General features: G+C 57.9%; 22 protein-coding genes. 5 read left to right on the top strand and 17 right to left on the bottom strand.

Going from position 1 to position 19,099, the window contains the following annotated elements; genetic code table 11:
* Window positions 1-56: 56 nt before the first annotated feature.
* The 3 genes from ACSEXW_RS06355 to ACSEXW_RS06365 are packed head-to-tail and all read right to left on the bottom strand — an operon-like array spanning window position 57 to window position 3,599.
* Window positions 57-1,232 (bottom strand): D-alanine--D-alanine ligase family protein, encoded by a 1,176-nt coding sequence (locus tag ACSEXW_RS06355; RefSeq protein WP_438445274.1) that lies wholly within the window; start codon window positions 1,230-1,232, stop codon window positions 57-59.
* A gap of 16 nt (window positions 1,233-1,248) precedes the next feature.
* Window positions 1,249-2,823: a UDP-N-acetylmuramoyl-tripeptide--D-alanyl-D-alanine ligase gene (locus ACSEXW_RS06360; protein WP_438445275.1), complete on the bottom strand. Its 1,575-nt coding sequence runs from the start codon at window positions 2,821-2,823 to the stop codon at window positions 1,249-1,251.
* A complete protein-coding gene (locus ACSEXW_RS06365; RefSeq protein ID WP_438445276.1) occupies window positions 2,820-3,599 on the bottom strand; it encodes an alpha/beta fold hydrolase in 780 nt (259 codons plus the stop codon). The genes ACSEXW_RS06360 and ACSEXW_RS06365 overlap by 4 nt, the downstream gene beginning before the upstream one ends.
* Window positions 3,600-3,893: 294 nt before the next feature.
* On the opposite strand from ACSEXW_RS06365, the gene ACSEXW_RS06370 reads away from it, so the two are divergent.
* Window positions 3,894-4,127: a 3-dehydroquinate dehydratase gene (locus ACSEXW_RS06370; protein ID WP_438445277.1), complete on the top strand. Its 234-nt coding sequence runs from the start codon at window positions 3,894-3,896 to the stop codon at window positions 4,125-4,127.
* 63 nt (window positions 4,128-4,190) lie between these two features.
* On the opposite strand, the gene ACSEXW_RS06375 is transcribed toward ACSEXW_RS06370, so the two are convergent.
* On the bottom strand, window positions 4,191-4,682 hold the full coding sequence (locus ACSEXW_RS06375) for a hypothetical protein (protein ID WP_438445278.1): 492 nt from the start codon (window positions 4,680-4,682) through the stop codon (window positions 4,191-4,193).
* On the bottom strand, window positions 4,670-5,146 hold the full coding sequence (locus tag ACSEXW_RS06380; RefSeq protein ID WP_438445279.1) for a hypothetical protein: 477 nt from the start codon (window positions 5,144-5,146) through the stop codon (window positions 4,670-4,672). Before ACSEXW_RS06380 ends, ACSEXW_RS06375 begins: the two co-directional genes overlap by 13 nt.
* A gap of 223 nt (window positions 5,147-5,369) precedes the next feature.
* On the opposite strand from ACSEXW_RS06380, the gene ACSEXW_RS06385 reads away from it, so the two are divergent.
* The gene (locus ACSEXW_RS06385) at window positions 5,370-6,734 is read left to right on the top strand and encodes an MATE family efflux transporter (RefSeq protein ID WP_438445280.1); all 1,365 of its coding nucleotides are present in this window, start codon (window positions 5,370-5,372) and stop codon (window positions 6,732-6,734) included.
* An 80-nt stretch (window positions 6,735-6,814) separates the two neighbouring features.
* Here ACSEXW_RS06385 and ACSEXW_RS06390 read toward each other — a convergent pair whose 3' ends face one another.
* Window positions 6,815-8,053: a putative bifunctional diguanylate cyclase/phosphodiesterase gene (locus ACSEXW_RS06390; protein WP_438445281.1), complete on the bottom strand. Its 1,239-nt coding sequence runs from the start codon at window positions 8,051-8,053 to the stop codon at window positions 6,815-6,817.
* Window positions 8,054-8,233: 180 nt separating this feature from the next.
* Window positions 8,234-8,962, bottom strand: a complete 729-nt coding sequence (locus ACSEXW_RS06395) for a Crp/Fnr family transcriptional regulator (protein ID WP_438445282.1) — start codon at window positions 8,960-8,962, stop codon at window positions 8,234-8,236.
* Between the two features lie 257 nt (window positions 8,963-9,219).
* On the opposite strand from ACSEXW_RS06395, the gene ACSEXW_RS06400 reads away from it, so the two are divergent.
* Together ACSEXW_RS06400 and ACSEXW_RS06405 are read left to right on the top strand one after the other, a co-directional pair.
* A complete protein-coding gene (locus tag ACSEXW_RS06400; protein WP_438445283.1) occupies window positions 9,220-9,846 on the top strand; it encodes a restriction endonuclease in 627 nt (208 codons plus the stop codon).
* Between the two features lie 33 nt (window positions 9,847-9,879).
* Window positions 9,880-10,887: an MDR family oxidoreductase gene (locus tag ACSEXW_RS06405; RefSeq protein WP_438445284.1), complete on the top strand. Its 1,008-nt coding sequence runs from the start codon at window positions 9,880-9,882 to the stop codon at window positions 10,885-10,887.
* Between the two features lie 211 nt (window positions 10,888-11,098).
* On the opposite strand, the gene ACSEXW_RS06410 is transcribed toward ACSEXW_RS06405, so the two are convergent.
* Both ACSEXW_RS06410 and ACSEXW_RS06415 read right to left on the bottom strand, forming a co-directional pair.
* Window positions 11,099-11,635 (bottom strand): beta propeller repeat protein, encoded by a 537-nt coding sequence (locus tag ACSEXW_RS06410; protein WP_438445285.1) that lies wholly within the window; start codon window positions 11,633-11,635, stop codon window positions 11,099-11,101.
* Between the two features lie 62 nt (window positions 11,636-11,697).
* Window positions 11,698-12,048, bottom strand: a complete 351-nt coding sequence (locus ACSEXW_RS06415; RefSeq protein WP_438445286.1) for a hypothetical protein — start codon at window positions 12,046-12,048, stop codon at window positions 11,698-11,700.
* A gap of 252 nt (window positions 12,049-12,300) precedes the next feature.
* Between ACSEXW_RS06415 and ACSEXW_RS06420 the strand changes: the two genes are divergently transcribed.
* Window positions 12,301-12,828 carry a hypothetical protein gene (locus ACSEXW_RS06420; protein ID WP_438445287.1) on the top strand — a complete coding sequence of 176 codons (528 nt, stop codon included), beginning with the start codon at window positions 12,301-12,303 and terminating at the stop codon, window positions 12,826-12,828.
* A gap of 132 nt (window positions 12,829-12,960) precedes the next feature.
* Here the strand turns inward: ACSEXW_RS06420 and phnC are convergent, their stop codons facing one another.
* The 8 genes from phnC to ACSEXW_RS06460 form a co-directional block, all read right to left on the bottom strand.
* The gene (phnC, locus tag ACSEXW_RS06425; RefSeq protein ID WP_438445288.1) at window positions 12,961-13,707 is read right to left on the bottom strand and encodes a phosphonate ABC transporter ATP-binding protein; all 747 of its coding nucleotides are present in this window, start codon (window positions 13,705-13,707) and stop codon (window positions 12,961-12,963) included.
* Complete coding sequence (gene phnE, locus ACSEXW_RS06430) at window positions 13,707-14,456, bottom strand: phosphonate ABC transporter, permease protein PhnE (protein ID WP_438445289.1); 750 nt, start codon at window positions 14,454-14,456, stop codon at window positions 13,707-13,709. The genes phnC and phnE overlap by 1 nt, the downstream gene beginning before the upstream one ends.
* Entirely contained in the window at window positions 14,453-15,409 is a 957-nt protein-coding gene (gene phnD, locus ACSEXW_RS06435; RefSeq protein WP_438445290.1) for a phosphate/phosphite/phosphonate ABC transporter substrate-binding protein, read from the bottom strand. Before phnD ends, phnE begins: the two co-directional genes overlap by 4 nt.
* Window positions 15,410-15,502: 93 nt before the next feature.
* The gene (locus tag ACSEXW_RS06440; RefSeq protein ID WP_438445291.1) at window positions 15,503-16,264 is read right to left on the bottom strand and encodes an SDR family NAD(P)-dependent oxidoreductase; all 762 of its coding nucleotides are present in this window, start codon (window positions 16,262-16,264) and stop codon (window positions 15,503-15,505) included.
* A 100-nt stretch (window positions 16,265-16,364) separates the two neighbouring features.
* Window positions 16,365-17,015: a hypothetical protein gene (locus ACSEXW_RS06445; protein ID WP_438445292.1), complete on the bottom strand. Its 651-nt coding sequence runs from the start codon at window positions 17,013-17,015 to the stop codon at window positions 16,365-16,367.
* An 82-nt stretch (window positions 17,016-17,097) separates the two neighbouring features.
* Window positions 17,098-17,646, bottom strand: a complete 549-nt coding sequence (locus tag ACSEXW_RS06450) for a GNAT family N-acetyltransferase (RefSeq protein WP_438445293.1) — start codon at window positions 17,644-17,646, stop codon at window positions 17,098-17,100.
* A gap of 37 nt (window positions 17,647-17,683) precedes the next feature.
* Window positions 17,684-18,274 (bottom strand): TetR/AcrR family transcriptional regulator, encoded by a 591-nt coding sequence (locus tag ACSEXW_RS06455; protein WP_438445294.1) that lies wholly within the window; start codon window positions 18,272-18,274, stop codon window positions 17,684-17,686.
* Window positions 18,275-18,278: 4 nt separating this feature from the next.
* Window positions 18,279-19,010 carry an MBL fold metallo-hydrolase gene (locus tag ACSEXW_RS06460; RefSeq protein ID WP_438445295.1) on the bottom strand — a complete coding sequence of 244 codons (732 nt, stop codon included), beginning with the start codon at window positions 19,008-19,010 and terminating at the stop codon, window positions 18,279-18,281.
* Window positions 19,011-19,099: the final 89 nt, after the last annotated feature.

The following is a 19,099-nucleotide window of genomic DNA, read 5'->3' on the forward strand; positions in this document are numbered from 1 at the left end:
TCGGTTCCGCAATAGAGTGCCCCCCGCTGGATAAAATATGCAGTGGACCGAGTTCGCTAGCCCTTCGAGCCCAGCTTGCCGCCCTTGCTGTGCATGGACAGCAGGTTGCTGTCGATGGAGAACGTCAGGCTCGCCCGCTCACGCGCACGCTTCAGGGCCAGCTGGATCAGCTGAGTGGTCAACTGGGTGAAGCTCTTGCCGCTCGGTTCCCACAAATAGAAGGACAAGGAGCCCGGAATGGTGTTGATCTCGTTAATGTGCACATCACCCGTCACGGTATCGATCAGGAAGTCGATCCGGGACACTCCGCTGCAGCCCAGCTCCAGGAAGGTTCGGCGGGCCAGCTCCTGCACCTGGGCCGTCGTCTCCGCCGAGAGGTTGGCCGGAATGATCCGGGCGGAGCCGCTCATGCCCTTGGCGCCCTGGTTCATATATTTGTCCTGATAGCTCAGGATTTCATCCGTCTTGGCCACTTCCTCGACGACGGACGCCTCCGCGCCCTCATAGTCGCCTACGATCGAGCAGTTGACCTCCTTCAGATTGTCGACCATCCGTTCGATGAGCACCTTATGGGAGAAGCCGACGACCAGGTCGATGGCGTCCTCCAGCTCCGTCCGGTCCACGGCTCTTTCAACGCCGACGCTGGAGCCCAGGTTGGCCGGCTTGACGATGACGGGGTAGCCCAGCTCGGATTCCACACGCTTCACGCAGGCTTCCCGGTCATCGGACCAGGCTTTGGAATAGAACCACAGATAATCCGTCTGGGGAAGGCCTGCACCCTTCAGGATGGTCTTGGCGGACACCTTATCCATCCCCACGGCGGAGGACAGCACATCGCAGCCTACATAAGGAACCTTGTTCATTTCGAGGAGCCCCTGAAGGGCGCCGTCCTCACCGAAGGTGCCGTGGGTGACGGGGAAGGCGACGTGGATTTCGTCGATGACCTTCGGCTTGAACAAGCCCGGATTCGGATCGATCAGCAGATGGCGGCCGTTGGCATCCGTATGAAGAACCACTCTCTTGGCCATCTTGGTCACGGCGGCCGTATCCTTGAAGGCGTCGATGGAGGTCAGCTCGGAGCCGGTATACCATTCGCCCTTCTTCGTGATGTAGATCGGGACGCCGTCGTACTGGTTCGTATCCAGGGCATGCAGAGCTTGCAGGCCGGATATGATCGCCACCTCATGCTCTACGGACATCCCTCCGAATAATACGCCGATTCTTGTTTTCATCGTGAAAGCCTCCGGATTATTCATTATAGTTATCAGGCAGGTCATTCTCGAGCAGGACGATACAGCCCGGCTCGGAGATCTGGTTCAGATGCTGCATGGCTTCCTGGAAGGTCCGGACCGCCGTGTATTGCGATTCCGGATACCCTGCTTCCTTAAGGCCGTCTTGGATCGGCACGGTCTGCTTCTTGCCCACGAGAATGACGTAATCGCAGGACTCGGCCGCGTAGCGCCCGAAGGCTTTGTTCAGCTCATATTCCTCCGCGCCCAGCTCGATCATCCCGGGTGTAATCAGAATCCGCTTGCCCTCCATCTGCTTCAGCACCTCGAGCGCGGCCTTGGAGCCGACCGGGTTCGAATTGAAGCTGTCGTCGATGATCGTGACGGCACCGGAGCGCTTCAGCTCCAGCCGATGCTGGACCGGCTTGATCTTCTTCACCGACTTGGCCAGCTTCTCCAGCGGTACGCCCAGCTCGGAGCCGACCGCCAGAACGGCCAGCAGATTGGTGACGTTATGTCCGCCCAGGAGGGCGGTTTCGACCGTTACCGCTTCCCCCTTGGGGGTGGTGACCGTAAACGACGTGCCCTTGGAGGACACCTTCACCTCCGTCGCCCGGTAATCCGCTTCGGGGTGGTTCATTCCGAACGTTACCTTGCGGCAGCGGAGATGGGGCCGGTAGGACATCACGTTGGCGTCATCCGCATTCAAGAATGCGATGCCGTCCTCCGGCAGGGATTCCGGCAGCTCGTACTTGGTCTTCTGTACATTCTCAAGCGTCTTGAAGGACTCCAGATGCTGGGGTCCGATGGAGGTGAGGATGCCGTATTTTGGCTGGGCCAGGTCGCACAGCTCCTTGATATCCCCGGTTTGCTTGGCGCCCATCTCCGCAATGAAGATCTCATGGGTCGGCCGCATCTGCTCCCGGACGGTCCGGGTGACCCCCATGGGCGTGTTGAAGCTCTCGGGCGTCATCAGCGTGTTGTAATGCTGGGACAGCACCGTATTCAAGAAGTGCTTCACGCTGGTCTTGCCGTAGGAACCGGTAATGCCGATGACCGTCAGGCCGTTCATGCTCCGGATGATCCGTCGGGCATCATTCAGATAGCCGTTGTTGATGCCTTGTTCGATAGGTGCATTGATCGTATTGGCTGCCAGGACGAAGCCCATGGGCAGCAGGGTCACCAATACGGAGAGAAGCAGGACGGACTCGGCTCCGTTCCAGGCGGAAGCCACCGCGATCGACGTCACGGCCAGGACGAACAGGCCCAGGGTGGCGAACAGGCGCTTGACCCGGTTCGTGTAAACCAGCTTCTTCTTCTCCTTCTCCTTGCTGCGGAACAGCCACAGCCCGGCATATACGGCCGTGAGAACCAGAAGAGCCGCCTCTTCCGCGCCGAAGATCAAGGGGATCAGGAACGCGAAGGGAATCCATTCCCGGGGGGCCCATACCTTGGCCGCATTCTGTTTGTTCCAGTTATAGAACCGATTATTGCGGTAAGAGTTCAGCTGAAGCATATGGACGCTTCTGCGGAGTCGGTCCCAGGCGTACAGCAGTCCGGCCAAGCCGGCCAGAAGCGCGAGGATGTGGTTCATCGCGGGTTGATGCCTCCTTTGTCGCTCTCCAGGAAATGATGGAGGATGATCAGGAACTCCCTAGGCTTATCCACGAAGGACCAATGGGTGGCATTCTTCAGTACGGCGAGTCCGGCGTTCGGGATCAGCTTCTCCATGAGGCGGCCGTCCGACAGCGGAGTGGCGGTATCCAGCTCCCCCCAGATCAGAAGCGTAGGTGCTTGGATCTTGGGCATATAGGGCGTCAGATCCGCATTGACCACGCGGACCATGGTTTGCTGCATCAGCGGCGACACGGACGAATAGTCCGAAGATCCGAGCTTTGACTTGAACTTGTTCAAGATCCGTTCCTTGTAGGTCCGCAGCAGCGGCAGGCTCAACAGATGCTTCGCCGCCTTATAGGTATAGACGCGGACGTAATATTTCCAGCTCCGCTTGGGCTTCACGCCGGCGCTGTCCACCAGCACCAGCTTGCGGACCGGGTGGTCCGCGGCATAGCGGATGGCCGTTCTCCCGCCATGGGAGTGGCCTAAGATGATGGGATCCTCGATCCCCAGTGCTTCAATGAATTTCCCAACAAACCGGGCGTATTCATCCACGCCCCAGGGAACCGGCGGCTCTCCGCTCTCGCCGAAGCCCGGGAAATCCAGGGCATAGACCTTAAAATCCTTGGACAGCGACTCCTGGATGAAGCCGAAGCTCTGGAGGCTGGCTCGCCACCCGTGCAGCAGGAGAACGTCCCGGCCGCTGCCCGACACGGTATACTGGACGGGTACGCCTTCGATTGTAATCTTCAAGTCCATCAACACCTTTGTTCAATCTAAGAAGGCCGTTCGCTCATCATAACCATTATACAGGAAAGGGCCAAAAGTATTCCCATCTCTAGGAAAACGCAATGGCCCTCGGCGTTTTTTCATAGGATTACCTTCCGAACCCAATCATTGTACCAAAATGTACTGGTGCTTACAACCGCCGATCCTAGCAGATGCTTAATCGAAATCTTTTTGAAAAAGTAAGAGATTTTTAAGCTGAAATTAATATTTCACCTGTATACTTAAGGAAAGTAACTTTTTACAGGTAGGTGATTCCGATTGCCGATTCTCATTCAATTTCAGAACAAGGTCATTCCCGTCTACATCAAGAGCAGCAAGTCCTCCAAGCGGGCGCTGGATCTGTTGGTCGGCGCTCTGGAAGCCAAATGGAACCATGGCAAAAGCACCGTAAAGCAATGTCTGACCAACTTGATCAGCGTCGAGATTGACGGGTGCGAGGCTATGCTCCACAGCTTCAATGAGAGAGATTCGTTGGCATTGTCACTCTATTAATCGATTCGTATTGCTAAAGGGGCGTCCCGCAGGCCGGTTAATCCGACCGCGGGACGCCCCTTGTTAGTGCCGTTTGAACAGGCGCCGGTACATCACAAGATGGAGGGATTCCGTCACGAAATAGATGGGCAGCGAATACAGGAGGCGGTACCCGTTCTTGTAGTGGAATACGCCGACCGTCTCGCACACCCATTCCAGTCCTACTCCTCCCAGAGCCCATACCGCGATATAGAGGAGAATTCCGAGAGACCGGAGACGGAAGCGCTCGATGCCGTAGATGAAAAAATAGCCGAACGGCGCATACATACCATAAGACAGGACATCGAACCATTGATACTGAGCTTCATCACCCACGTCGTACAGGTCAAAGGGCGGGACGGCGATCGTATGGTCAAACAGGAGGCCGATGACGACGCCGATCAGAAGATTGAACCAGGCCGCCATGGGAGAAAAACGCTTCGGCAGGATCAGATAGCCCGCGAGCCCTGCCGCCATCAGTCCCAAGACGAGCCACTCGTTGCCGTTGAAGCGGTCGTCATACACTACATTCTCCATGTCTCGCCACCGCCCGCCCCGAGACTCTTGAATCCCCTGCCCAACACCCACGACAGCCCCATCAGCAGCAGGATCAGCAAACCGTTGATCTCCCAGCCCCAATCCCGGTATTCCACCGCTCCGAACAGATGCATGATCCAGCAGAGCAGGAGCAGATAGGTATAGATCCCCGCCCCAGCCCACAGTACGGTCCTGCGCTTGGCCTGAAGAGTCGTATTCATGAAGATGAGCAGCGTGACGGAGATGATGATGTCCCGGTGGAGAATAACGGACAGAAAGTCAGGAACCTGCTTACTGATCACGAAGAAGTGGTAATGAAAGCTCAGAATGGAGAGCTTGTTGATATCGATTATGGCGAGCACCATGTAGGCGAGCGTGTTGGCTGCCGCCGGAAGCTTCCTGGGCATCACCGCGAATACCGCCAAGGTGAACCAGGATAGAATGGCGTTGACGACTAGAACCATGCGTGTTCCTCCAGACTCCCGACATTGTTTCCTCCTTACTTTCCCCATACCGCCGCCCAACTATTTACAAGACTCCCAGCAGGAATGGCGTCTATTCATCAGGTTTGAATTTTGAATGTTTTGGTTCGGATTGTCGTACTTCCCTTAACCGAATCCCCTTATAATGTGCATATTGAAGGGCCATCTCCTTCACTGCATCACGAACCGCCCGGGAGGCATGCACATGACAATTGACCGCAAAATGTCATTATGGGTTTTAACCTGGCCCATTTTTTTGGAAATGTTTCTGCAGTTTTTTCTCGGTACCGCCGATACCCTGATGGTCAGCCACATCTCGGATGATGCCGTGGCGGTGGTTGGGATCTCGAATCAATTGTTCTCAGCCGTTACCATCCTGTTCGCCTCCATCGCCAGCGGCGCCGGTATTCTGGTGGCCCAGAGGCTGGGGGCGCGCAAGGAGGGTGAAGCCCGGATCATCGGCATCATGGGACTGAATGTGTCGATGGCGATCGGAGCGGTGCTCAGCCTCCTGCTGTATCTCTATGCCGCACCGGTAGCCCGGCTGCTGCAGATTGAGGAGTCCCTCGTTCCGATGGCATCCGGATACATCTCCGTTGTCGGTGCCGGCATGGTCTTCCTGGCGGCGATGTCCGCGCTTGGCACCGCGGTGCGCAACACGGGGAACACTCGGGGGCCTATGGTGATATCGCTTGCGATGAATGCGTTCCACGTGGGCTTGAATTACGCCTTCATCTACGGCGCGTTCGGCTTCCCCGAGTGGGGCTTGGCCGGCGTGGCCGTATCCACCCTGATCAGCCGGTTCTTGGGAGCCGCCGCTCTTTTTCTGCTGTACCGCAAGGCCTTTATGCCCCATATCGGACTTCGGGACCTGCGGCTGTTCGATAAGCCCCTGTTCCGGGAGACGCTCCGGATCAGCTGGCCTCTCGGCATCAATATGTCCTCCTGGTGCCTGACCCAGCTGGTGATCTTCTCCATCATCGCCATGCTGGGAACCAAGGAGCTCAGCGCCAGAACCTACATGAACACCATGGAGTCCTTCTGCTTCATGATCGGGTACTCCATCGCATTGGCCGGCCAGATCCGAATCGCCCATCTGTACGGCTCCGGAGACCGGGAGGCCGCCTACCGATGCGCCTTCCAAGCCATGTGGATCGGCCTGGCCGTCGTAGGCTGCAACACCGTGCTCCTCTATGCCTTCGGCAAGCCGGCCTTCTCGCTCTTCACGGAAGATGGCCAGATTATCTCCATGGGCCTGTCCCTCTTGGCGCTCAATCTGCTCCTACAGCCGGCCAAGATGCTCAACATGGCCTTAGGCAATGCCCTGATCGCCGTCGGAGACACCCGTTACATCATGATCACGGGTCTGGTCTCCATGTGGCTGGTGGCCGCCGGCCTCTCCTACTTCCTCGGCATACGGCTCGAATGGGGCATGTACGGCACCTATGCGGCCATGATCCTCGATGAAGCCATACGCGGGATACTTGTATTGATCCGATGGCGATCCAAGCCGTTCATGAGGGAGCGGCCCGCCGCCGTACGCGGGGAGGAAACCGCGTCGCTGGCCTGATCCGGGCCGGACGCCAAAAAGGGCTGGTTCAGGGAACATTACGTTCCGCTGAACCAGCCCTTTCGGGCGTATCTGCCGCCTTACATCGGCAGACGGCTCCGGTTGCGCCAGGCGGACAGGGATTCTCCCCGCCAATGACTCTCGATGTCCGGAACCGGCATCGGCCGATTCATATAGTAGCCCTGGGCTTCTACGCAGCCCTGGCTCTTGAGATAGTCGAGCTGTGCCTCGGTTTCCAGCCCCTCCGCCATAACCTTCAGATTCAGGTGCCGGGCCAGATCCAGAATGCAGCGGACGACTCCGGCTTTGGCCGGATTCGTCTCCACTCCCGTCAGGAAGGAGCGGTCGAGCTTGATGACATGCACCGGCATCTCATGCAGATAACTTAATGACGAGTATCCGGTGCCGAAATCGTCTATAGAGATAAGAATCTGGAAGTTCTGGAAGTCATGAAGCTTGCGGACCACATCCTGCTCCTGGCGGTAAGCCACGCTCTCGGTAATCTCCAGCTTCAGATACTGGGGGTCGAGGCCGGTCTCCTTCAGAATCTGGAACACGGTACCGACGATATTCGTGCGCCCGAACTGCTTCACGGAGCAGTTCACGGACACCGGCACAGCGGGGAAGCCCGCATCCTGCCACCGCTTATTCTGATGCGCCGCTTCCCGCAGCACCCATTCGCCCAGCTCCATGATCCAATCCGTGTCTTCGGCATAGGGGATAAAATCCAGAGGCGGAATCAACCCCAGCCGGGGGTGGTGCCAACGAATCAGCGCCTCCATACCGATGAGCTCGCCCGTCTCGATGTTCCACTGCGGCTGGTAATGGAGCGCCATCTCTCCCCGGTTCCACGCACCGGGCAGGTCGGCCGCCCATACCGGCTCCGGCTGCCCGCTCTTCTCCGGCGCGAATGTCTCCGGCTCTTCTCCGGCCGGGCGGAAGGCGGGATACGGCACGGTATATTGCCGCACGTCGACACCAACCCGTTGTCCGAGGTCATCCAAGGGGAATAGATGCAGCCTGCAGGAGACCAGATCGCCCTTGCGGGACAGCAGAACCATGCGGCAATCCTTCACCGTCTGCCCAGAGGCTGCCATCCGGACGCTGTTCCTGAAGTAATCCCGGTAGTCAGCCGATATCCAATGCTCACAGTCCTCCCAATCGGGAGAAAGCTCCCCCGTTCCGAACAGGGCGGATGCCGCTTGCCGGTTGAAGCTCTTCAAGCCGCCGTCCCGGCCGACGATGAAGCCGGCTCCAGGCATCCGGGAGTAATAAGCTTCGACGGGGTTCTCCAGGCCTTCGGTATCCCTATTTCTCATGATAAGTAAGTCCCTTCCATTTCACTAATCTTCCACAGGGTTGACCGATCATGTTGTCAATCGTATGTTTTTCCTATCTTACCAATTGATGAATCCGCTGTAAAGGCGATTTCTGCGCTCCAAAAAAAGAAGGAGCCTTGCCGGCTCCGCTTCTACTCGTACTATTCGGGCTTACCGGAACTACAGCCGGCAAATCTCTACGGGACACCGGTCGCATTGGCACAGGCTCCGCAGGGCTTTGATATCCTTCAGCACCAAGTGGCCGTTCAGATACGCGATCAGTCCATCCTGCTTCATGTCGGACAGCATCCGATTGACGCCCTCCCGGGTCGAACCGATCATCTCAGCCAGCTCCGTATTGGTCAGCTTCAGGCTGATGCAGATGTCGCTGCCGTAGACCATCCCGTACGTATTGGCCAGGCGGATCAGCACGGAGCTCAAGGCGCCCGTTTTTCCATACAGCATCATGTCCCGGAGCTTGCTCTCCAGACGGACCTGGTTCCAGCCCAGCCACTTCAGCATCATCGCAGCAAAATCCGGATGTCTCGCGATCATACCCTCCAGCTCCCGGCGGTCCATCACCCCGATCTCCGCTTCCTCCAGCACCTCGGCATTCATGGTGTGCCTGGAATCCATGAACGGCGTCCATTGGCCGAACAGATCGTCGGCGCTATAGAGGGCGAAGGTGACCAGCTTCCCGTCAGCCGTGGCCTTCGACAGCTTCACCCGTCCCCGGACCAGCCAGTACAGCTTCCCCGCCTGGTCCCCATCCTCGAAGATGCTGCTGCCGGAAGAATAAGTTCTATACCGCATGACGCTCTTCAGGTATGCCTTGCCCTGCTCATTGAAGATCTCTGTATGCGACGGCTGATAAGGCTGCTCCGTGATCAGTCGGGTTGTGGCCTGCATGGCGAATCACTCCATCTTCATCCTGGCGTTTTACGTTCCCTCCCTGATGTATGGAATGAGTATAACAGAGAATCATTAGAATAATTTTAAAATACTGCGGAAGCAAATGTTAATCTTCCTAACAAATCATAAGTGCCGCGAAATTGTAACGAGACAAACGCTGCGTATCGCGTTACGATGGTACAAACCCGTGGTTTGAAGCCCGCCTCCGGCGTCCATACTGATGGATAACGGATAAAAAGGCGGTGATGGCAAGCATGATGATCCTATTTACGGTCGCCGTGCTGCTCATGTTCGGGTCAGGCACTTACAAGTATTGGATGAAGGAACGGGAGCTCCAAGAGCTCCGGGAACGCAATCTTCGAATCTGGAACACCAACCGCCAGGTCCAACGGACTCTGGCTACAGGGCTTTACCACCGCTTCGGGGAAGGACAGCAGTCCGCCGGCATCGATTCCGGCGGCTCTTCGATTTATATTCGAAGCAGCCCTTATGAGTTCGCCTACTTTGTGGCCGACCTGTTAGAAGGATTGTACGGCGGTCAGAGCTATGTCGTCCAATCGGATGATCCGGCGGGCATCGATATCGAGCATGAGCGCCGGGACGGCCTCTATCTGATTCAAGTGCGAAGCAATTGGGAGGATACGGATGCGGACGCGGTGGCCATTCTTCACTCCCAGGTCGTGAAGCGGCGGGCCCAGGCCGGCTGGATCGTCAGCACAGGAGGCTTCACGGAGTCGGCCAAACGGTATGCGGAGGAGACCGAGCTGGTGTGGGTGGACGGAATCCGGTTGGTCCAGTTATGGAGTGAGTATCTGGAGTCGATGGAGCGCAGAGAGTCCGGAAACGGGCAACAAGAGAGCCTTCGGCCGGTAACGGTATGACGCCGAGCCGGGGCAGAACAAGGAGAGAATCACATGGGAGTACCGGAGCTGTTTCAAGGTTTGGTTGTACGCAAGGAAGAGGACGGAGCCCTCACCGCACGGATGGAGCAGGTGAAGCGGGAGGAGCTCCCGCCCTATGATGTCACCGTCAAGGTCCAGTACAGCGGGCTGAATTATAAGGACGGGCTGGCGGTAACCGGCCGCGGCAAGATCATCCGGCAGTTTCCATTTGTGCCGGGCGTTGATTTTGCAGGGACCGTGATGGAATCGGCCAACCCGGCTTACCGGCCGGGAGATTCCGTAATTCTGACCGGATGGGGCGTCGGCGAGAGAAGCTGGGGCGGCTATGCGGAGTACGCCAGCGTGAAGTCCGAGTGGCTGGTCCCTCTTCCGGACGGACTGGATGCGGAGAGCGCGATGGGGATCGGAACCGCGGGCTTAACCGCCATGCTCTCCGTTATGGAGCTAGAGCGGCATGCGGATCGGAGATCGGAGCTGCCGATCCTCGTTACAGGTGCAGCCGGCGGGGTGGGCAGCATGGCCGTTGCGCTGCTTGCAGCCGAAGGCTACCCGGTTACGGCTGTAACCGGCCGGCCGGAGACGGCCGAATATTTGCGCAGCCTGGGTGCCACCGCCATTCTGGATCGCTCGGAGCTGCTTCAACCCGCCAAGCCGCTGGACACCCAGCTCTGGCAGGGTGCTGTGGATACGGTAGGCGGCCCGATTCTGGCCCACGTCCTGAGTCACACCGCTTATGACGGCACGGTGGCTGCGTGCGGTCTGGCAGGCGGAAGCGATCTGCCGGCCACCGTATTTCCCTTCATCCTGCGGGGTGTACGGCTGATCGGCGTAGACTCGGTGATGGCGCCATACGCCAAGCGGGTGGAGGCTTGGACGCGGCTGGCGGGTCTGCTGCCCCGTCTGCACCTTGGAGAAGTAGCCGTGACGAAGCCGTTGTCCGAAGCCAAAGTGGCTTGCGAAGCCATTATGGAAGGCAAGGTGCGGGGACGGATCGTGTTCCGGGTTCAGGACGGCCGGTAAGCTATCCCGTCGGGTCAGGCCAAGTCTGACCCGACGGGGTCCCCATTGGGGTACTACTCACGAAACCTTCCGGCCATTATCCCCTTTACTCAGGAGCCCAAGTTCCTGAGCGAGGGGGATAATGGCCTGAAGGGACGAAGAGGATACCTGAGCCCATCCCCTCGGGACCATTAAGGTCCCAGCGATCTCCGCACACACCCATTCTCCATGCTTAGTCCAACATGTACACCCTCCATGCTTTCCCCTCCGGTTGTTTCTTCACACACACCGCCATCGTACCCTCAGACGGCTCGATCTTGGCTTCCGTCCGATACATCAGCCCCACGCACGTCTCTAACTCCCCTCCACCCGAAGAAGGCGGCAGCACCCCATAGAACCTGTAGCCGTTCTCCATTCTGTAAGGTACATTATCCGTAAACCCCGTTGACGAAACCTCCTCCACTCCGTTTTTATCCTTTGCCGTCCATGCATCCGCAAACCGTTTTACCGTCCGCAGCGCCTCCGCATCCCCGTCCAGCTTCAGAATGCTGGCTGTATCGAAGCTATGCCAGGACGCCCCTCCATCAAGCGTTTCATAATACACCGTTTCTTTCCCCGGCTCCGACACGAAGTCCGCCTTTACCGAACCGCGACCCTTGTCGTTGATTAAGGGAAGATATGCGGTTCCGTAGGTGTAGCCCCTGCTGTAGGGCAACCGCTGCGGCTTCCAAGTCACCCCTCCGTCCGTTGTCCGAAAGAGGGGCAGCACATCCTTTTCCCTCCAATCCGATATGAGATAGCCCTGCCCCTCTCCATTCAGCCGAAAAGCAGTTACGGCACCATCCATAGCGGACAGATCACCGACCCGGCTCCACGTCGACCCTGCAGCATCCGAGCGTACAGCGCTTTGCGGGTGGAGCCCCCTCCATCCTTCTTCGATTGAAGCAGAATCCAAGACGGATTCTTCAGGGCGAAGGAAGCAAGGATCTGATCCTGGTCCGCCTCCGCTTCCCAGTTCTCCTCGATTGGGAGGCGAACCCGGCTCCAGGAGCCTCCTGTATTTTCCGTCCGATAGACGAATAATCCCGGCTCCCCGCTTGTGATGGATACCCGGTCAACCGTCCAGCCGGTAAGATCCCCTTCATGATGGAACAGGATCCGGTTTCCATCTGTAGCCGGCATCGCGAATCTTTCCAATACAACCGGAGTTGGGGAGGACACTGGAAGCGGAGACGTAGCAGCGGACGGCTCCGGTTCCTTATGGGTACAGCCTGCAGCCGTCATTATCAGGATCGTTAGCAGGATCACTCTTCCGTACGACAATGAGATTCACCTCTTCAAAAATTATTATCATTTTGTAATAAGGACTACAGTTTCAAAGCTCCATTCTTGATACAATCAGTTTCAAGAAAAGAATGGGAGTGGAACTGAACCATGCGAGGAACCAATAGAAGAATCATCATGATGTTTACCCTGCTGGCTGCCGTGGTCTCCGCCGCAGGCTGTGGGGAGAAGCTGGCCGAGAAGGCCGTAAGCAAGGCGATCGAGGAGGCCACCGGAGCCAAGGTGGAGCAAAAAGACGACTCGGTCACGATTACGACCAAGGACGGCCAAGTCCAGCTTGGCGGCGAATCCGGCAAGCTTCCCGAGGGCTTCCCTCTGCCTGCTGTCGCAGGATCTAAGATCACCAGCTCCGCCGTTACCACGGATAAGGGAACGAAGCATTATATCGTATCCTTATCCAGCGAGAAGCCGGCTAAGGAGCTGACTGCTTATTATGAGGAGACGCTGAAGAAGAGCGGCATGGCTGTGGAAAAGACCGACATCAGCGATGAGAACAGCACCACCGTCATCATGAACGGGAAGTCGGATAAGGCAGATGCAGGAGTCCAGATCATAGACGGTGCCAGCATCGGTGAAAAAGGCTTTGTCATCAACCTATTTTACAATCAGAAGGAATAGTGGCAAATAACCAAAAAGAACCATTCCGTGAAAAGTGCCTCCTTTCGGGGCTCCAAGTCGGAATGGTTCTTGTTTTGTCTCTTCCTGCGGTTTCCCGGGTAATGGGAAATGCCGGACGCTTGGATCATCAGATTATTCCGCATCCGGCGGATAGATCCGTTGAAGCGCTGCATCATCGAGGGACTCCGGAGGGCCATCGAACACGATGCGTCCTCCTGCCAAGCCGATGATCCGCTTCCCGTAGCGCCGCGCCAGCTCCACATCGTGAAGGTTCAGCAGAAGCGTTAGCCCCTCCGTCCGATGCAGGTGGGAGAGCAGCTCCATGATCTGCACGGACGTAACCGGGTCCAGACTGGCCACCGGCTCGTCACCCAGCAGCAGCTCCGGCTTCTGCATCAGGGACCGGGCGATGGCCACCCGCTGCTTCTGTCCGCCTGACAGCTCGTCGGGACGCTTCCGCCCTTTGCCCTGGAGTCCCACCTTGCGGAGAGCCTCCTCCGCCCGCTTCCGGTGCTCTGCGGTGAAGGCGAACAACAACGATCTCCACCGCGGCATCTCCGTGAAGGCGCCGACCATCACGTTGGTCAGCACATCCAGCTTCGGCAGCAGGTCGTCGTTCTGGAAGATCATCGCCATCCGTCCCCGCACCAGCCGGAGTTGTTCTCCTCGCAGCCCGGTCACCGCCGTCCCCTTCCACTCCACCGTGCCGCTGTCCGGCTCCACCAAGCGGTTCAAGGAACGGATCAGCGTGGATTTGCCTGCGCCGCTGCGGCCCAGAATCACCAGCATCTCCCCGCTCTCCACCTGGAGATCGATCCCGTCCAGTGCCGGCTGTGGTTCGCCGGCGTAATGCTTTTTCAAAGCGGTAATCCGGAGCATCAGCCTCCAGCCCTCCTCCGAGCCCAAGCGCCCACGTAATCGACGACGGTAATAAGAACCATGATCAGCAGCACCTCGAATGCCACCTTCTCATAGAAGAACTGCTTGAAGTCGTTATACAAGAGCTGCCCGATGCCGCCTGCCCCCACAATCCCCAGGATCAGGCAAGCCCGGATGGCCACCTCCAGCCTGTAGAAGTACTGGGAGAATACCAGCGGAAGCATCTGAGGCAGGATCCCGTACAGCGCCGTCAGCGTCCGGGTCCCTCCCACCGCCCGCACTACGTCCTGGGGACCCTTGTCCATCGCCTCGATGGTCTCCGAGAACATCTTCCCGAACACCCCGATGTTATGAATCATAAGTGCAAACACGGCGGGCATGGGACCCAAGCCCAGGGTAGGGATGAAGATCAGGGCCAGCACCAGCTCCGGAATGGCGCGGATGCAGTTGAAGAGAAACCGTACCGCATGGTAGCCGTAGCGGGTAGGCGATGTGTTCCGGGCACCCAAAAAGCTGAGCGGCAGCCCGATGACCAATGCCGCCAGCGTGCTGAACAAGGCGATCTGGACGGTAATGACCATCTGCTTCAGGGCGAATAACGTGTTGGAGGTGTCCATCGGAAACCAGTGCTCCCGGACAAAACGGACGGAATTCCCCAGATCGGCGAACAGGCCGGGGTTCAATTGAATCCCCCGGCCCGACCATATGAACAGTACTGCAAGAAGGATCGGAATCCATAGCTTTTTCATTTTTTCTCTTTGATACGGCCGTCGGCGATGGCTGCCTGCCGGATAGCCGCATAATCCTCATTCTTGGCCAGTGTGAACCCGCTCGCTCCGCCGAAAGCACTGAGAATGTCGTTATCCTGGATGGCCAGCATGGCGTCCTGGATGATTTTGATATCCGCGTCGGACACGGTCTTCTCCACCGCCCACGGGTATTGGAACAGCGGCTCGGACTTCCAGATCGTCTTGATCTTGCTTCCGTCAACCTTGCCGTTCTTCACCAGGTTGTTGTAAAAAGCGCTGTCGATGGCTCCAACGTCCTGGGTCTTGTTCTGAATGGCCAGAGCGGTAGCGGTATGGTCCCCTGTATAGGTGACGCTCTTGAACGAATGCTCCTGCTGGGACTTAAACACGCCGGTCTTCTTCAGCGCAATGCCGGGAATCAGACTGCCGGAGGTGGAGCTGATGTCTCCGAAGGCGAATCGGACCTGGGCGCTGTTCTTCACCACATCCTCCAAGGAGGAGTAAGGAGAATCACTCGGCGCAATCAGGTACGAATAATAGAAAGGCTGTCCGCCGATTAATTGGGTGACGATGGCCTTCACGTCGTAACGCTCGTGAGCCTCCACATAAGTCAGCGGCCCCAGATAAGCCATCTGAACTTTCCCTGCACCCATGGCTTCGACGACGCCGTTGTAGTCGGGATAGATCTCCGCCTTGACCTTGCGGCCGAGCTTCTCGGTCAGGATGACCGCCAGCTTGTCCGTGCCGGTCTGCATGTTGCTGCTGCCTTGGGCCGGGATGACCCCGATCTTGAATTCCCCTTTGGCTGCGGCAGGTGAAGGCGTTGCTGCTGTTGTTGGGCTGGTTCCTGTTGTCTCGTTGTTCGATTCGCTTTTGGACCCGCATGCGGCGAGCAGCAAACCGGAGAGTAACAGGAATGTTAATACTAGAAACGACTGTCTTTTCCAGAACATTCCTCTTTCACTCCTTCATGGATTGGGCTAGACCCGGTGGATCTGCCATCCATGAGAGTAACATAGTTAATCCTGAAATGAAAGAGGAAGCCTTCAACGCATGAGCAATCCGCCGTTAACCTCGACGATCTCCCCCGTCAGATAGTCCGATAAGGAGGAGGCCAGGAACAGGACCACGTTCGCCACATCCTCCGGAGTGCCTTCACGTTGGAGCGGAATGCGTCCGACCGTGGCCTGGCGTGCGGCCGGAGCGGTATGTGTATCATGGAAGGCCGTCTGGCCGATCAGCCCCGGGGACACCACATTCACCCGGATGCCGTGTGGCGCCACTTCCTTCGCGAGACCCTTGCTGAAGGAATGCACCGCCGCCTTGCTGGCCGCATAGACGGAAGCGCCGGGACCTCCGCCGTCATGTGCCGCCAAGGAGGCCATGTTGACGATGGCGCCGCCCTTCTTCCCGATCATACCGGGCAGCACCGCTTGGCAGGCGAAGACGGTGGACTTAAAGTTCACGTTCATGACCAGGTCGTAATGCTCTTCCGTCATCTCCGCGTTAGGCACACGCTTGATCATGCCGCCGGCGTTGCAGACGAGAATGTCCACGCTGCTGCCGAAGGTCATCTCCACGTCCTTCACAAGGCGCTCCAGCTCCCGGGGCTTGGTGGCATCCGCACGGAAGGCAGCCGCTTCCCCACCGGCTTGGCGGATTTCCTCCACCGCCTGGTCCCCGTTGCCGCTCCAGTAATTGATGGCTACCTTGGCACCGCAAGCCGCCAAGGATTTGGACATTTGAAGTCCCAAGCCGGATGCCCCGCCGGTGACGAGCGCGATTTTGCCGGATAAGTCTATCTTCATGGGTTTAACCCTCCGTATGTAAGTGTATAGAGACGGAAAAACCGTTGCATCCCCCCACAGGAAGGATGAACGGTAATCCGGCTGCAATCATAGTGCCCGCTTACGCTTGGGCGGTAGTTTCATCCCTGGCTTCCAATATTTTGGACAAATTCTGGACGGCATGCTCCGCGGGATCCCGGTTCAGCATGTACATGGTCAGCAAATATTGGAGCGGAATGGCGCAGGTATTGGGACCGTCCTTAATCGAAGGGATCCCGAGCTCCAGCACCGGACCTAATTGCTCATTGGTATCCAGATCCACATAGACCTGTTCAGCCTCCGAGAATTCCTCCTGGACTCCCTGCATGACCAAGGGCAGCACCTTCTCCTGAAGGATCTGGTTCGCCTCCTCCTCCGATGCGGGAGGATTCGGAAGCGGACGGCTTTCTCCCGCCTGGATCATATCGTAGAAGAAGGAGGCCAGCCACAGCGGCGGATTGCCGTTATTCTGGAACACCCGGATCAGCTCGGTCAGCATAAATCCGCAGGTATAGAACATGTCCTCTTTCTTGATGCGGAAAGCAAAGAGATGGCCGTAATTGGGATGAAGGGCGATCTGTCCCTCCACCTCGTAATCCGGGTATTGCTGACCGATGATTTCCTTCACCATGTTGAACCAGGCTTGTACTTGCTCATCAAGATTATTGCCCTCGTCTTGGGCGTTGGTGCCGTTATCGTTGCCTTCGGCTGCGTTCAATTCTTTCTCATCCATCGCGCGGCGTCCTCCCTTGATTTCCATACCAACCATCTTAACATTTTTTCGGGCAAAATGGAAAATCCCTTTCGGAAGAGGATTACTTCCGGTAGGCCTTCTCATGAAACCGGGTGATCACCCGGAACAAGGACTCCCCGTCCGTGATCCGCTCCCCGGCACCGTTGAAATGCAAATACATGGCCCGGTAAGGCTCCGGAACCCATATGTAATGATGGACGTAATCGGTCAGCGTGAAGCCGCAGCTCTCCCAGAACCGGATCCGGTCCCGGTTCTCTTCCGTTGGTTCCGCCTCCACCTCCACAACGATGCCCGTACAATCCGCCGTATGCTCGGCCCAGCCGCGAATGTACTCCAGCAGTGCTCGACCCAGGCCCTGGCCTCTCGCCTCACCGGCTACCGCCAGGTAGTCCACCACCAGCATCCGGGTCACAGGGTCCGGACCGCTCAGCGCCATGCCCACCGTCCTGCCGTTCCATTCCATCGTATGAAGGAGGCACATCCGGCGGCGGAACATGCGGCGGACGATGGCCTCGGGCTTGCGTCCATGCTCCGGAAACGCCTCCTTATAGACCGGCTCCGCCTGTCTCCAGCGCTCCTCCTCCCACTCCGACGCGGTATGAAATTGCAAGTGCTCCTGCTCCACCAACGATCATCGTCTCCTTTCTCTAGAGGTCCCGCTTCAACGGGGGGTGACGGTAAGCCTCGATCCCCGTCAGGAATGCATCCAGAAGCAGCTGCAGGCTGTCGCCGGTCTGCAGCTTCAAGCCAAAAGCTCCCTGCCGTTCCAGTGCGGAGAACCCGTGAATGATGCTCCTGAGCCCCCGGACCGCGTGCAGCGCCGCTTCCTGCGGAAGGGCATAGTCCGCCATCGCATCCAGAACAAGCTTTACAAGTCGCCCTCCCAAGCCGGCCAGTTCCTCCTCCCCTGGTCCGGGTGCCCGAAGCGCGGCTGCATAGAGCCCGGGATTGCTGCGGGCAAAGTCAACGTAAGTGGTGGCAAGAGCCCTGACAGCGCCCTCTCCTCTACGGCCCTCTACAGCATCGCTTAGCCTGCCATAGAGCTGCTCCATCCCGAACGCGGCCAGCTTGCGGCGCAAGCCGGGCAATCCGTCCACATGATTGTACAGCGAGGGTGAACGGATATTTAGCTTCTGGGCGACGGAGGCCAGCGTCACTTCCTCCAAGCCTCTATCATCCGCAATCTCCGCCGCAGCCCGAAGAATAACGTCCAAATCCGCACCGATGCGGGGTGACATAGGCTCAGCTCCTTACGGCGGCGGACTGAAGAGCCCGTTCCGCCTCGATAATCGCTTGCTTCATCACCGCCTCCGGGCGTTCCAGCGCCCGGCCGTGTCCGGCGCACAGGAGGGATGGCGCAAGCGACGTCAGCTTTCTTGCGCTCTCTATAGCCGTCTCCTTGCTCCAGGTAGCCATGGCCGGGAACGGAAACCACGGCATCAGCTTCCCGGAGACGGCGATGCCGCCCCGCACTTGGAAGGCGTCGCCGACAATCGCCGTTCCGCTCCGGACATCCAGGAACGACATGGAGCCCGGAGTATGGCCGGGGGTGGTGACGGCCAGCAGGGAGCCGACCCGGTCGCCGTCCTGGAGCAGCCGATCCGGCCGGGAGCGGATCTGGGAAGGCTTCGGCACTCCTCCACGGATCGGCTGTGCAGGTTCCCCGGCATCCAGAGAACGGTCACCGGCAAGCAGCCTGGCATCCCGTTCCGATATCTGGAGGCGTACATCAGGCAGTTGGGACTTCAGAGCATCCACCGCTCCGATATGGTCGCCATGGGCGTGAGTCAGAACGATATTGGTGATCGGTTTCCCCAGGGACTCCGCTGTCCGCAGGATTGCCTTGACGCTGAAGGGCAGCGCCGCATCCACCAGCGTCAAGGAGTCCTCCTCCTCTACCAAGTAACAATTTACCGGGAACAGCCTGGGCAAAAAGGCCAGCTGAAGCACATTTCCGTACCGGGTCACTTTCATTTTTTGAATCACGCTCCATCGAAACTAATGTTATTAGTTTTATAATAACTAATCACATTAGTTTTAGCAAGCCTATTTTGGCGTTTTCG

It is taken from the genome of Oryzibacillus soli, assembly GCF_051594765.1.
GTDB lineage: Bacteria > Bacillota > Bacilli > Paenibacillales > NBRC-103111 > Paenibacillus_AR.

What these genes read in the sequence shown, in the direction of transcription:
- ACSEXW_RS06380 (WP_438445279.1), bottom strand. Translation starts at nt 5,146, where the DNA reads ATGGTTCTAGTCGTCAACGCCATTCTATCCTGGTTCACCTTGGCGGTA.
- ACSEXW_RS06460 (WP_438445295.1), bottom strand. Translation starts at nt 19,010, where the DNA reads ATGAAAGTGACCCGGTACGGAAATGTGCTTCAGCTGGCCTTTTTGCCC.
- phnE (WP_438445289.1), bottom strand. Translation starts at nt 14,456, where the DNA reads ATGAAAAAGCTATGGATTCCGATCCTTCTTGCAGTACTGTTCATATGG.
- ACSEXW_RS06360 (WP_438445275.1), bottom strand. Translation starts at nt 2,823, where the DNA reads ATGAACCACATCCTCGCGCTTCTGGCCGGCTTGGCCGGACTGCTGTAC.
- ACSEXW_RS06355 (WP_438445274.1), bottom strand. Translation starts at nt 1,232, where the DNA reads ATGAAAACAAGAATCGGCGTATTATTCGGAGGGATGTCCGTAGAGCAT.
- phnD (WP_438445290.1), bottom strand. Translation starts at nt 15,409, where the DNA reads ATGTTCTGGAAAAGACAGTCGTTTCTAGTATTAACATTCCTGTTACTC.
- ACSEXW_RS06390 (WP_438445281.1), bottom strand. Translation starts at nt 8,053, where the DNA reads ATGAGAAATAGGGATACCGAAGGCCTGGAGAACCCCGTCGAAGCTTAT.
- ACSEXW_RS06385 (WP_438445280.1), top strand. Translation starts at nt 5,370, where the DNA reads ATGACAATTGACCGCAAAATGTCATTATGGGTTTTAACCTGGCCCATT.
- ACSEXW_RS06440 (WP_438445291.1), bottom strand. Translation starts at nt 16,264, where the DNA reads ATGAAGATAGACTTATCCGGCAAAATCGCGCTCGTCACCGGCGGGGCA.
- ACSEXW_RS06420 (WP_438445287.1), top strand. Translation starts at nt 12,301, where the DNA reads ATGCGAGGAACCAATAGAAGAATCATCATGATGTTTACCCTGCTGGCT.
- ACSEXW_RS06455 (WP_438445294.1), bottom strand. Translation starts at nt 18,274, where the DNA reads ATGTCACCCCGCATCGGTGCGGATTTGGACGTTATTCTTCGGGCTGCG.
- ACSEXW_RS06405 (WP_438445284.1), top strand. Translation starts at nt 9,880, where the DNA reads ATGGGAGTACCGGAGCTGTTTCAAGGTTTGGTTGTACGCAAGGAAGAG.
- ACSEXW_RS06415 (WP_438445286.1), bottom strand. Translation starts at nt 12,048, where the DNA reads ATGCCGGCTACAGATGGAAACCGGATCCTGTTCCATCATGAAGGGGAT.
- phnC (WP_438445288.1), bottom strand. Translation starts at nt 13,707, where the DNA reads ATGCTCCGGATTACCGCTTTGAAAAAGCATTACGCCGGCGAACCACAG.
- ACSEXW_RS06395 (WP_438445282.1), bottom strand. Translation starts at nt 8,962, where the DNA reads ATGCAGGCCACAACCCGACTGATCACGGAGCAGCCTTATCAGCCGTCG.
- ACSEXW_RS06375 (WP_438445278.1), bottom strand. Translation starts at nt 4,682, where the DNA reads ATGGAGAATGTAGTGTATGACGACCGCTTCAACGGCAACGAGTGGCTC.
- ACSEXW_RS06445 (WP_438445292.1), bottom strand. Translation starts at nt 17,015, where the DNA reads ATGGATGAGAAAGAATTGAACGCAGCCGAAGGCAACGATAACGGCACC.
- ACSEXW_RS06400 (WP_438445283.1), top strand. Translation starts at nt 9,220, where the DNA reads ATGATGATCCTATTTACGGTCGCCGTGCTGCTCATGTTCGGGTCAGGC.